This is a genomic window from Verrucomicrobiota bacterium (assembly GCA_016871495.1).
Classification (GTDB): Bacteria; Verrucomicrobiota; Verrucomicrobiia; order Limisphaerales; family VHDF01; genus VHDF01.
This window is the reverse complement of record VHDF01000064.1, coordinates 15,772-28,271: the sequence shown is the minus strand read 5'-3', so window position 1 is coordinate 28,271 and position 12,500 is coordinate 15,772. Positions and strand designations below refer to the sequence as shown.

Below are 12,500 nucleotides of genomic sequence, written 5' to 3'. Positions count from 1 at the left end.
TCCTCACGCAAAGGACGCGAAGGACGCAAAGAAAACGTCGAGGGGAGAAGTTCCCTGGGACAGAGATCTCGGGTTGCCGCGCAATTCCCCCAGGTGTGAGACCGCCATATCCGGACCGCGCCGTTCACGGCGCCTCATCGTGGACAGCTTAACGACGTGGTTGGGCCGAGAGGTTCGCTGGGGGCAGAGCTCTCGGTTTCGATTCTTTGTGGCGGGCGTGCTGGACGACTCGTCACTGAGCTGCGAAGTTCGGGGCCAGGCGGGAACGCCAACTGCGTTCTGTCCTCCAGCCCGGGGTTGGCCCGCGAAGGCTGGGCTACCCCGGGGAACAAGGCCTCCCACCGATCCCAACCCCAACGGGGTTGCGCTCGGATTGGTGAGCCTCTTCGGAGCCTGCAACTCGCATGGCTCAACCCCGGCAGGTCAAGTTCCTCCGTGAGCACGGCCAGCACGCGTTCTGGGTGGAAGCGGCAACGTTTTCGCGGGCGGCCAGATGAGTGAGGAACAAATGCGCCTCGGCAGGCCCCATTTTCTTGGGATGCTGCTTGTTATGGAATAAGATGAACCGGCGAATCCGGAACCAGTAGGTATCTTCAATACGCAGCGCGTATTGATGAAATCGCATGACTTCGCGCAGTTGCTCACGCAGCCGGAGATTGGGATTCGGAAGGAAGAGGGCTCCACTGGGTGAAACTGTGAACGAGCGGTGTCTGTTTTCTGCTTTTTCCTTGGCAAAAGCATGTGCAAATGCTTGCATATCAATCATTCAAGGGGCAAGAAGAGTCCGACATCTGCCCCCCCTCCAATCTCCAATAGTACCGCCTTTTAGCGGCTCACAGAACTGTTCGCCATAAGCCATATGCCCATACCAGACTATCAGGCTTGCATGTTGCCACTCCTGCGCTTTGCGGCGGACGGTAAAGAGCATCCGCTCAAGGAGGCGGTAGCAGCGCTCGCGGGTGAGTTCCGGCTCACAGACGCGGAGAAGAACGAGTATTTGCGGAGTGGTCAGCAGACGGTATTTCAGAATCGGGTTAGCTGGGCGCGGACGTACATGAAGAAGGCGGGGCTACTTGCATCGCCACGTCGCGGCTATCTCGCCATTACGGAGCGTGGTTGCTCCGTCATAGCCGAGAAGCCTGGCGCGATTGACGTCGATTTCTTGGAGCGTTTTCCCGAGTTCTTCGAGTTCAAGTCTCTTCGGCACGAAAAGGAGGAATTGCCTACTGACGGGTCTAGCGTGGCTCCCGGTGATGTAGGCAAGACGCCGCACGAGGCACTTGAGTCCGCGTACGACAGATTGAGATCAGAATTAGCGGCGGAGATCCTTTCGACCATCAAAGTATCAGAGCCAGCACTGTTTGAGGAGGTCGTGGTCGATCTGATCGTTAAGATGGGGTACGGCGGGTCGCGAAAGGATGCAGGACAGGCTATCGGTCGGCGTGGAGACGAAGGCATCGACGGGATCATTAAGGAGGATCGGCTTGGCTTGGACATCATTTACATCCAGGCGAAGCGGTGGGACGCGACAATCGGACGGCCCGAGATTCAGAAGTTTGCTGGTGCTTTGGACGGTCAGCGGGCCAAGAAGGGCATCTTTATCACCACGTCGGATTTCTCCCGTGACGCCGAGGATTACGTTTCCCGGATCGACAAGAAGATCATCCTGATCGACGGGCAGACCATGGCTCGCCTCATGATTGATTTCGGTGTTGGCGTTACGTCCGTTTCTACCTACGAGGTGAAGAAGCTCGATTCTGACTACTTCGAGATCGCATGAGAGGATTGGCGAACAAGTCGCTGGACCGAATGACGAGGAGCGCGGTCAGCCGCATGTTCCAAGGCACACGCCCTTGGCGCGCTCCTCGTCATCGGTCAGCTTTACGTTCTGCGAAATCAGTATGAAAGCCATCAGCGCCTCAATCGTCGTTCTTGCTGCCGCCATTCTCATCGTTGGTAGCTCTCACATTCAGCACAGCGATACGAAGCTGTTCGTCCAGGTCGTGGGCTGCGCAGTCGGTCTGATTGGCCTGGGCGGCTGGTTTGTCAGTTGGAGGGACAAACAGACATGAAGCACCTAATCGTAAAGTTGCTCCTCATCGGCCAGCCGTTTTCGCAAGGAACCCGTCGTTCTGTCAGCCATTGCGAAATTACACCAAGCGCCGGACGGCTTCGATGTCCGACGCGATTTGCCGCCGGAGTTCCTCAGTGCTTTCAAATCGTTGTTCGTCCCGAATTCTTTTCAGGAATTCCAACCGAAGTTCCTTCTCATAGCAGTCCCCTTCCCAGTCCAGAAGGTGAGCCTCAATCTGCAAGTGCGGCGTCGGCACGGTCAGCGTGGGCCGCAACCCGATGTTCACCGCCGCGCCGAGCCATCGTCCTTCATGCCGGCAGCGGGCCGCGTAAACTCCCCGCGGTGGATGCACCCTTCCCTCAATCTCCAGATTGGCCGTCGGGAAACCGAGCTTGCGCCCGACCTGATCCCCCCGGCGCACCCAACCCGCAAGTTCGAACGGACGCCCCAGCATCGCCGCCGCCCCGTCCAATTGCCCCCCCGAGACGGCTTCCCTCACCCGCGTGCTGCTCACCGTCCCTCCTGCGCAGGACACGGAGGCCACTGCGCATGCCTCAACCCCTTCCCTGGCCCCCCAACGCTCCAGCACGGTGGCATTGCCCGAACGCTTGTGTCCAAAATGAAAATCCGAACCTAAAAAAACCGCCCTCAACCTCCCAAATCCCGATTTCATGATGTTGAGGAAATCCAATCCCTCAATGCGGCTGAAGGCCAAGTCGAACGAAATCAGCCAAACGGCATCCATCCCCAACGACTCCAGGACCGAGAGCTTTTGGGGAATCGATTGCAGGAGCGCCGGACTTTGCTCCGGTGTCAGAACTCGCCGCGGGTGTGGGTCGAAGGTGACCACCACCGCCAGTCCGTCACCGGACCGGGCCAAATCCCTCGCGGCTTGCAACACCGCTTGATGGCCACGATGAACCCCGTCGAACATGCCGATGGCCGCGCACACCTCGCGCCCACCCGCATCCAATTCCGAAGGTTGTCCAAAAACTCGCATGCCATCGCGGCGAACACCGGGTTCGCCTGCCGAAGCCGGAAAACTTGCCTGCTTGCCGGTTGCAGTGTCAATTTTTGCCCGACACAATCATTCCAACCCTCCTCCCCCATTGGACCCGAAACGTCATCCGCTCATGAAGATATTGGTCACGTGCGGGCCCAGCTTCGAGCCCATTGACCGGGTGCGGCGCATCACGAATTTTTCCACAGGCCGTTTGGGTGTGACTTTGGCGAACGCCTTCGCCCTCGCAGGCCACGAAGTCACCTGCCTGAAAGGCCAGCTCGCCGTCGCACCCGACCCCCTCGAAGCCGTGCGCCTGATCCGATTCGATACGAATGAATCGCTGGCCCAAGCCTTGGCGGCGGAATCCACCCCACGCCGCGATGTCGCGGTCTTCCACGCTGCCGCCCTCTGCGATTACTCGGTCGCTCAGGTCGAAGACCAGGACGGCATTCGGGTGAATGCCGGCAAGATTCCCACCCGCCAGGGGAACCTGGTCCTCACCCTGCAACCCGCCCCCAAAATTTTGCCCCGGCTTCGGGGCTGGTTTCCCCTCGCCCGTCTGGTGGGCTGGAAATTCGAAGTGGACGGCACGCGCGAGGAAGTCCTCGCCAAGGCCTCGCACCAAATGAAGTCCGCCCTCACCGATGCCTGTGTGGTTAACGGTCCCGCCTGGGGCCAGGGTTTCGGCTGGGTTCTACCTGACGGGCACAACCATGAAGTACCCGACCCCTCCGCTCTGGCCCGGTTGCTGGTCCACTGGGTGTCCAACCCCTGAGATCAACCCAACTCGACGGCTCGTCCAAAGAAACTGCATTTTCTCTCCCATTCAACTTGCCGGAGGCCCGCGAAAATCCATGCTCGCCTTCCCGCCTCCCCGACACCCCTGAAGTTTATGATTCGACTTCCCCATACCCGCGGCTGTTTCGTGTGCGGACTGCACAATCCCTCCGGCCTTCGCCTGGACTTTGAAACCGACGGTGTCCAGGTCGTGACTCGATTTCAATTGCAGCCGAGCCACTGCGGATTCCAAAACGTGGTTCACGGCGGCATCCTCGCCACCATCTTGGACGAAGTCATGGTGTGGGCATGCGGGGTGCGCACGCGACGCCTCGCGTATTGCGCCGAAATGTCGGTTCGCTATCTCCAGCCCGTTCCTCCTCAAGTCGCGCTGCAAGCGCGGGGAGAGCTGACCGAAGATAAACGCGGACGCCTCTTCCTGGCCCAGGGTGACATTCGGAATGAAGCGGGCACGATCCTGGCCACTTCGACCGGGAAATACATGCCGATCACGCCCGCAGCACAGGCCAAAATGTTGGAGGACTTTGTCGAAGCGTTTGACGCCCGCGTTCAGCCGCTGACGGATTCGGCCTGAGCCGATGCAGACGAGCCCAGCGCTTCCGAACCGCGCCACCGGTGCATCCGCAAGTTATCGGGGCGCGCCGTTCACGGCGCTTCCGCTCGCGCCCATCGGCCGCGGCGATCTCCTCCCGTTCCATGGCCCGCCCTGGGTGAATGCCTTCGCCCTGGCAGCACCCTTGCCCGTTGAACCTTCCATGCCCCTTTGAAGACACGTCTTGAAGCGGCGTGAACGCCGCGCCCCGGCGCTGTCGCGCGCATCACCGACAACCTGTGCATGCACGGCGCGCCACCGCAAGCTTGCTATTCTCCGCGCCCAGAAGCATGCCCTCTGGTCATGAACCCCGGTTCTTCGCCTCGCGCTTTTTTTCTCGCGTTTCTGGTCGCCTCATCACCGCTCTTCCCGATTTCCAGCCCGGCCGAATCCGTCAAGGACCGTGAAGGCGCGGTGCGCCGAGACCGCGCTGCCATGGAGAATGACAAGCGCTGGATCTACAACCATTACCGCCAGGGACTCGCGGAAGCCAAACAGCTCGGAAAACCGGCTCTGGTGGTGCTTCGCTGCGTCCCCTGCCTCGCTTGCGCGGGCATCGACGCCAGCGTCCTCAACGACCCGGGGCTCTCTCCCCTCCTCGATCAATTTGTCTGCGTCCGGGTGATCAACGCCAACGATCTCGACCTTTCCCTCTTCCAAGTCGATTTCGACCTCTCCTTCTCCGCGGTGTTCTTCAACGGGGACGGCACCGTCTATGGGCGTTACGGATCCTGGGTTCATTAGAAGGATGAACACGATAAGACCGTCTCCGGGTTCAAAGCCACCTTGGAATCCATCCTGGAGGCTCATCGCCAGTATCCCGAAAACAAAGCGAGCCTGGCCGGAAAACAGAGCGGCACTTTTCCTTACAAGTCCACTCTCGCAATCCCCGGGTTGAGCGGCAAATACGGTCTGCAATTGGATTGGAATGGAAAAGTCGTGCCCAGCTGCGTTCATTGCCATCAGATCAACGACGCGGTGCGGGACACCTACCACAAAAAAGGCGAAGCCATTCCGGACGAATGGATTTATCCATGGCCGCAGCCTGAAACCCTCGGGCTCAGTTTAACCCCCGATCGCGCAGCCACCCTGGCCTCGGTAACTCCCGGGTCCTGGGCCGCCCGGGCTGGACTCCAACCTGGCGACACCCTTCTCACGGCAGCCGGTCAACTCCTCGCTTCCTCCGCGGACCTGAGCTGGGTGCTGCATCGCATGGCCGAGAGCGGACCCTTGACGGTGGAATACACGCGCGAGGGACAACGAAAGCAAACCGACCTGCAATTGCCCAACGGATGGCGCCGGCATTCGGATATCGGCCGCCGGGTGGGAACCTGGCAATTGCGCGGCATCGCCTCCGGCGGACTTTTCCTGGAAGACTTGGACGATGCCGCCCGCCGCACTCGAGGTCTCGCGCCGGACCGCATGGCATTGCTCGTCAAGCACGCAGGTGAATACGGTCAACATGCCGCCGCGAAAAAAGCAGGCTTCCGCAAGGAAGACATTCTGGTGGAAGTCGAGGGCGCCTCCGCCCGCAAATCCGAGGGCCAGGTGCTCGGCGAACTGCTCCGGACCAAGAAGAGAGGCGACTTGATCCGCGCCAAGGTTTTGCGCGACAGCCAGACGCTCGAATTGGCCTGGCCCATGCAGTAAACCGCCCTTTTCCGGCGCGTTCGATATCCCGAATTCAGCTCTTGCAGGGCTGAAGCCCGCTCCCCATGCTCTGCGCCCCACGGCTATGAACTATCGCATATCCCATCGCGCCGCCTCGCTCGCGCCCTCGTTAACACTCGCAATCGACTCCAAGGCGAAGCAAATGAAGGCCGAGGGACTCGACGTGGTCGGCTTCGGGGCCGGCGAACCCGATTTTGACACCCCGCAACATATCAAGGACGCCGCCGTCAAGGCTTTGGCCGAGGGCTTCACCAAATACACCCCCAGCAGTGGCATTCCCGAATTGCGCCAAGCCATCGCCGCCAAGTTCAAGCGCGAGAACGGCCTCGATTTCAAGGCGAACCAAATCATCGTCTCCTCGGGCGGAAAGCATTCCTGCTATAACGTCATCCTGGCCACCTGCCAGGAGGGAGATGAAGTCATCATTCCTTCGCCTTACTGGCTGAGCTATCCCGAAATGGTGAAGCTGGCGGCGGCCGCTCCGGTCATTCTGCCGACTTCCGACGTGACGGAATTCAAGGTGACACCAGACCAACTTCGCGCCGCCATCACCCCGCGCACGCGCCTGTTCATTCTCAATTCACCGAGCAACCCCACCGGCTCACTCTACACCCGGGACGAGCTGCAGGCGCTGGGCGACGTCTGCATTGAAAAAGGGGTGCTCATCATGAGCGACGAAATCTACGAGAAACTCGTTTATGACGGCGCCGAGCATCATAGCGTCGCCGGTTTCTCCCCCGTTCACCAGGCCCACACCATCATTGTGCATGGATTCGCCAAGGCCTACTCGATGACGGGCTGGCGTCTCGGATTTCTCGCCGCTCCCGAGCCCATCGCCAAAGCCATCGACGCCATCCAAAGCCATAGCACGAGCAACCCGACCTCCTTCGCCCAGAAGGGCGCCCTGGCGGCTCTGGAAGGCCCCCAGGACCACCTCCATTCGTGGCTGCAGGAATACGCGAAACGCCGCACTTACGCCTGCGAAAGACTCAACCGCATCCCCGGCATTCGCTGCGTCAATTCCAAAGGCGCCTTCTACCTCTTCCCCAACATCTCACAGCTTGGACTCCGCTCCACCGACTTTTGCGCCCGTTTGCTCGAGGAGGAAAAGGTCGCCGCCGTTCCAGGCATCGCTTTCGGGGCGGACGACTACCTTCGCATCAGTTACGCCACATCGATGAAAAACATCGAGAAGGGCTTGGACCGCCTGGAGGCTTTCGCGCGACGCATCGCCCGGTAAGGAACCGTCTCATCCCTTCTCCATTGGGTTGGATGCCAATAGGATGATCAAGGCGGGCTAGACCCGGATATTTCATACTGAGCTTGAATCCGCGACAGTGTGCCGCGTGAGGGCACGCGGCCTACAATTGCGCCTGCCTCTGTATTTGTAGGCCCGGTGTCCTCACCGGGCGTCCCGTGCATGAAATAGGCGGGCTAGACCCTCAGGATCTTCTCCATCGGCTTCCCCTTCGCCAACTCATCGATCAATTTATCGAGGTAACGAATTTCCCGCATGGTCGGCTCCTGAACGTCCTCGACTCGGACGCCGCAAACCACGCCTTTGATCAACGATCGCGACGGATTCAGCTTCGGAGCTTCCTGGAAGAACGTTTCGAAGTCCTTGCCCTTCTTCAATTGCCCCTCGAACTGACGCTGGGTGTAGCCGGTCAACCAGCGAATGATGGCGTCCACTTCCGACCTGGCGCGCCCCTTCTTCTCCGCTTTCGCGACATAAAGGGGATAAACGCTGGCGAAACTCGTCGTATAAATTCGATGTTGAGCAGTCATTGGAATCAAGGCCGAGGCGGGAGTTTTCCAGGCGTTCCATCGGGCGAGGGGTCAGGTCGGGCGCTTCTTCTCCAAATGTAATTCACCCCCGACCAGTGACGCCGCGATCGAATCGCCGGGCTTGAAGGTTCCATCCAGCAACTTCAACGCCAGCGGATCCAGCAGCCGCTCCTGCAAAGTTCGCTTGAGCGGCCGGGCTCCAAATTGCGGGTCATAACCTTCCTTCGCGAGGAATGCCCTCGCCTCACCGTCAAGCTCCAGTTTCAAGGACTGCGCCGCCAACCGCTTGTCAATCCGCCCGAGCTGGATCTCCACGATCCGCCCGATCTGCGCCTCGTCCAGGCTGTGGAAAACAACGATGTCGTCGATGCGGTTGAGAAACTCCGGACGGAAATGCCGCTTCAACTCCGCCTTGACCCGCTCTTGCATCGCTTCCTCGGCTCCCTTGCCGCGATGGCGCTGCCCGTAAAACTCCTGAATGATCGGCGAACCGACGTTGCTCGTCATGATCACCAGCGATTGCTTGAAATCCACCGTCCGCCCCTGCCCGTCGGTCAGCCGTCCGTCATCCAACAGTTGCAACAGCACATTGAACACGTCGGCATGAGCCTTCTCAATCTCGTCGAAAAGCACCACCGCGTAGGGCCGCCGCCGCACCGCCTCGCTCAATTGACCTCCTTGATCGTATCCGACATAGCCCGGCGGAGCGCCGATCAGCCGGGAGACGGAGTGCTTCTCCATGTACTCGGACATGTCGATGCGGATCATGGCGTTCTCGTCGTCGAACAGGAACTCGGCCAGTGCCCTGGCCAACTCGGTTTTGCCGACGCCCGTCGGCCCAAGAAAAATAAACGAGCCCACCGGCCGATGGGGATCTTGCAGTCCGCTGCGGGCGCGACGGACGGCGTTGGAAACCGCGCCGATCGCTTCGGACTGGCCCACGACGCGGTGCTGCAACCGGGATTCCATCTTCACCAGTTTGTCTCGCTCGCCTTCGAGCATGCGAGTGACCGGAATGCCCGTCCAGGAAGCGACGACTTGGGCAACATCTTCTTCGGTCACCTCCTCGCTGAGCAGCCTGGCCGAAGGTTCCCCCGATTTTCGGGCGGCGGCTTCAAGGTCGGCCAGTTTCTTCTCCAACCCCGGGATCGTCTCGTATTTAAGCTGGCCCGCGCGCGCACGGTCGTAACTCCGCTCGGCTCGCTCCAGATCACCCCGTGCCTGCTCAATGCGTGAGTTCAGGACGCTGCGGGCATCAATGGCGGCCTTCTCGCCCTTCCAGCGGTCCGTCATGAGCGCCGACTTCTCCTTCAGTTCCGCCAGTTCGCGCTCCAGCTTTTTCAAGCGCTCGAACGAGGCTTCATCTTTCTCCTTCTTCAACGCCATCTGCTCGATCTCGAGCTGCATGATCTGGCGGTCCAACTGATCGATCTCGGTCGGCTTGGAATCCAGCTCCATGCGCAACCGGGAGGCCGCTTCGTCCACCAAATCCACCGCCTTGTCCGGCAGGAAGCGATCGGCGATGTATCGATGAGAAAGGGTGGCGGCGGCCACCAGCGCGGCGTCCTGAATGCGCACCCCATGATGCACTTCGTAACGTTCCTTCAATCCGCGCAGAATGGCGATCGTGGCCTCCACGGTGGGTTCGGACACCATGACGGGCTGGAACCGGCGTTCCAGCGCGGGATCTTTCTCGATGTGCTTGCGGTACTCGTCAAGTGTGGTGGCGCCGATGCAGCGCAGTTCCCCGCGGGCCAACTGAGGCTTGAGCATGTTCGCCGCGTCCGCCGCCCCCTCGGCTGCTCCGGCCCCCACCAGCGTGTGCAACTCGTCGATGAAGAGCACGATTTTCCCTTCGGACGCTGTGATTTCCTTGAGGAACGCCTTCAGGCGATCTTCGAACTCCCCGCGGTACTTGGCCCCGGCAATCATCGCGCCCAGGTCCAAGGCAACGAGCATCTTGTTCTTGAGCGACTCCGGCACATCCCCTCCCACGATGCGGCGGGCGAGCCCCTCGGCGATCGCCGTCTTGCCCACACCCGGCTCGCCAATCAACACCGGGTTGTTCTTGGTGCGACGGGTCAAAACCTGCATCACGCGTCGAATCTCATCATCACGTCCGATGACAGGATCAATTTTTCCGGCGCGCGCCAGCGCCGTCAGGTCGCGCCCGTACTTCTCCAACGCCTGAAACTTTTGCTCCGGCTCCTGGTCGGTCACCCGCTGATGGCCTCGCAATCCCACAAGCGCCTTCATGACCTCGTCACGCATCAAGCCATGCTGCTTGAAAATCTTCGCCAGAGCCGCCTCCGCCGTGTCCAGCAGTCCCAGCAACAGGTGTTCCGCGCTCAAATAATCGTCCTTCAAGCGCCGGGCCTCGCCCTCCGCCGACTCGAAGGCCTTGCGCAGCCCCGGACTCAGAAAGAGCTCCCCTGCCCCCTGCACTTTGGCGCGCCGATCAAGCTCGCGTTGCACGTCCGCCGCCAAGCGGCCGGCGTCAACTCCCGACTTCTGCAGCAACGCAGGAATCAAGGACTCGGATTGTCCCATCAGCCCAAGCAAGACGTGCTCGCTGGCGAGTTCTTGATGCGAGTATTTGCGTGCCAGATCCTGCGCCGCGTTCAACGCCGCTTGCGCTTTGGTGGTCCATCGATTCAAGTCCATGATCACTAAGTATCCACTCCGGACGTTTCGTCAAGTTTCAGCCGCAAAGTTTCGCGGCGGTCGGACGATGCCCCGCCCCGCATCGACCGGCCTCGCCTTCCCTCAGGCTCGGCGGCTTCGGTTGCGGAGGCGTTTCCAATTTTGGCGAGGGTTGGACCGTATTTGTCCAACCCTATCCGTCAAAGTGCGGGCGCATGAAATACTGGATGCGACAACTGCGACGGCACCTAGAAAACAGCGTGGAAACCGTGGCCACTTTCGGACGAGCCCGACTCGTCCGGGCCGCCGATGGCCGACTCGAACTGCGCGGTGGCAGCGAGGAGGATCGGGCCCGAGCCCGGGAATGGATCTCCCTGTTCATGCACGAGGCGGTGCCCAAACTCATGCCGTAAGAATTAAGATCGTCGGGGACCACGCGGGCCCTGTCCCACCAACGTCGCCGTTGATCCCATCCCAACTCGGGTCAAGCCAGCAGTTCCTTGACCACGTGCCCGTGAACGTCCGTTAGGCGGTAATAACGGCCTTGGTAACGGAAGGTGAGTTTCTCGTGATCGATGCCGAGCAAATGAAAGAGCGTCGCCTGCCAATCGTGCACATGCACCGGATTCTCTGCGATATTGTAGCCCAATTCGTCCGTGGCCCCAAAACTCATCCCAGGCCTGGCTCCACCCCCGGCCATCCACGCCGTGAAACATCGCGGATGATGATCTCGGCCGTAGTCCGTGGAGGTTAATTTGCCCTGGCAGTAATTGGTCCGCCCAAACTCCCCGCCCCAGACCACCAGGGTGTCGTCGAGTAATCCGCGCTGCTTGAGATCCGTGAGCAAACCGTAGCAAGCCCGGTCCACGTCCTGACACTGGCGCTTGATGCCGGCGGGGAGTCCGCCATGATGATCCCATCCCGGATGGTAAAGCTGGACGAAACGGACGTCGCGTTCGGCCATCCGGCGCGCGAGCAAACAGTTTGCCGCAAAGGTGCCTGGATTCCTCGATTCAGGGCCATAAAGGGCAAAAGCGGCTTCCGGCTCTCGCGAAAGATCCATCACCTCGGGCACGCTGGTCTGCATGCGAAAGGCCATCTCGTATTGGGCGACGCGGGCGGTGATTTCAGGGTCGCCCACACTCTCCAACTGGAGGGCCTGCAATTCAGCCCATCGATCCAGCATCTTGCGGCGATGCGCAGAGGATTCACCCGGCGGATTGGCCAGGTACAAGACGGGTTCGCGCCCCGACCTGAATTGAACGCCCTGATGCGGGCTAGGCAGAAATCCATTCCCCCACAGCCGGGCATAGAGCGGTTGATCGATGCGATCCTTGGAGATCAGCACCACGAAGGCCGGCAAATTGCGATTCAAACTGCCCAGGCCGTAGCTGAGCCAGGCGCCCATCGACGGACGCCCCGCGATTTGGGAACCTGTTTGGAAAAAAGTGATGGCCGGGTCGTGATTGATGGCTTCCGTATGCAGCGATTTGATGAAGCACAGTTCGTCGGCCATTTTCGCCGTCCAAGGGAGCAACTCGCTCACCGTCGCTCCGGACTGGCCATGCGCCTGGAAGCGGAAATGCGTACCCGCCAAGGGCAGCTTGGATTGATTCGCGCTCATGCCCGTCAATCGCTGGCCCTTGCGCACGCTGTCCGGCAAGTCCTGGCCGTTCATCGAATTGAGCAGGGGCTTGGCATCAAAAAGATCGAGTTGCGAAGGCCCGCCGCTCATGAAGAGGTAAATCACTCGCTTCGCCCGGGGAGCAAAGTGCGGAGCAGCCAACCGGTCCGCCCCGAACGCTTGAGCGGCGGCCTCCGGCTTGAACAGCGAGGCGAGCGCCGCCCCGCCCAGTCCGAACCCGAATTTTCCGAGAAAATCCCGGCGGTTCATGTCGAAAGCGAAAGATCCGCAGTGCATAGACGTACTC

Annotated in this window: 12 protein-coding genes; 7 read left to right on the top strand and 5 right to left on the bottom strand. The window is 60.5% G+C overall.

Going from position 1 to position 12,500, the window contains the following annotated elements:
• Window positions 1–409: 409 nt before the first annotated feature.
• Window positions 410–757 (bottom strand): hypothetical protein, encoded by a 348-nt coding sequence (locus FJ404_13740; protein ID MBM3823923.1) that lies wholly within the window; start codon window positions 755–757, stop codon window positions 410–412.
• A 102-nt stretch (window positions 758–859) separates the two neighbouring features.
• Here FJ404_13740 and FJ404_13735 point away from each other — a divergent pair, with 102 nt between their 5' ends.
• On the top strand, window positions 860–1,780 hold the full coding sequence (locus FJ404_13735; GenBank protein MBM3823922.1) for a restriction endonuclease: 921 nt from the start codon (window positions 860–862) through the stop codon (window positions 1,778–1,780).
• Window positions 1,781–2,150: 370 nt separating this feature from the next.
• Here the strand turns inward: FJ404_13735 and FJ404_13730 are convergent, their stop codons facing one another.
• Complete coding sequence (locus tag FJ404_13730) at window positions 2,151–3,074, bottom strand: bifunctional riboflavin kinase/FAD synthetase (GenBank protein ID MBM3823921.1); 924 nt, start codon at window positions 3,072–3,074, stop codon at window positions 2,151–2,153.
• On the opposite strand from FJ404_13730, the gene FJ404_13725 reads away from it, so the two are divergent.
• The 5 genes from FJ404_13725 to FJ404_13705 all read left to right on the top strand — a co-directional run bounded on the left by FJ404_13725 (window position 3,007) and on the right by FJ404_13705 (window position 7,378).
• Entirely contained in the window at window positions 3,007–3,852 is an 846-nt protein-coding gene (locus FJ404_13725; protein MBM3823920.1) for a hypothetical protein, read from the top strand. The two genes, FJ404_13730 and FJ404_13725, sit on opposite strands and share 68 nt — an antisense overlap.
• A gap of 117 nt (window positions 3,853–3,969) precedes the next feature.
• The gene (locus tag FJ404_13720) at window positions 3,970–4,449 is read left to right on the top strand and encodes a PaaI family thioesterase (protein MBM3823919.1); all 480 of its coding nucleotides are present in this window, start codon (window positions 3,970–3,972) and stop codon (window positions 4,447–4,449) included.
• 261 nt (window positions 4,450–4,710) lie between these two features.
• The gene (locus FJ404_13715; protein ID MBM3823918.1) at window positions 4,711–5,211 is read left to right on the top strand and encodes a thioredoxin family protein; all 501 of its coding nucleotides are present in this window, start codon (window positions 4,711–4,713) and stop codon (window positions 5,209–5,211) included.
• 42 nt (window positions 5,212–5,253) lie between these two features.
• A complete protein-coding gene (locus FJ404_13710) occupies window positions 5,254–6,117 on the top strand; it encodes a PDZ domain-containing protein (GenBank protein MBM3823917.1) in 864 nt (287 codons plus the stop codon).
• Between the two features lie 85 nt (window positions 6,118–6,202).
• A complete protein-coding gene (locus tag FJ404_13705) occupies window positions 6,203–7,378 on the top strand; it encodes a pyridoxal phosphate-dependent aminotransferase (GenBank protein MBM3823916.1) in 1,176 nt (391 codons plus the stop codon).
• A gap of 194 nt (window positions 7,379–7,572) precedes the next feature.
• Here the strand turns inward: FJ404_13705 and FJ404_13700 are convergent, their stop codons facing one another.
• Complete coding sequence (locus FJ404_13700) at window positions 7,573–7,926, bottom strand: DUF2200 domain-containing protein (GenBank protein ID MBM3823915.1); 354 nt, start codon at window positions 7,924–7,926, stop codon at window positions 7,573–7,575.
• Between the two features lie 51 nt (window positions 7,927–7,977).
• Complete coding sequence (gene clpB / locus FJ404_13695; GenBank protein ID MBM3823914.1) at window positions 7,978–10,590, bottom strand: ATP-dependent chaperone ClpB; 2,613 nt, start codon at window positions 10,588–10,590, stop codon at window positions 7,978–7,980.
• 194 nt (window positions 10,591–10,784) lie between these two features.
• Here clpB and FJ404_13690 point away from each other — a divergent pair, with 194 nt between their 5' ends.
• Entirely contained in the window at window positions 10,785–10,982 is a 198-nt protein-coding gene (locus tag FJ404_13690; GenBank protein MBM3823913.1) for a hypothetical protein, read from the top strand.
• 71 nt (window positions 10,983–11,053) lie between these two features.
• Here FJ404_13690 and FJ404_13685 read toward each other — a convergent pair whose 3' ends face one another.
• The gene (locus tag FJ404_13685; protein ID MBM3823912.1) at window positions 11,054–12,490 is read right to left on the bottom strand and encodes a DUF1501 domain-containing protein; all 1,437 of its coding nucleotides are present in this window, start codon (window positions 12,488–12,490) and stop codon (window positions 11,054–11,056) included.
• Window positions 12,491–12,500 lie beyond the last annotated feature (10 nt).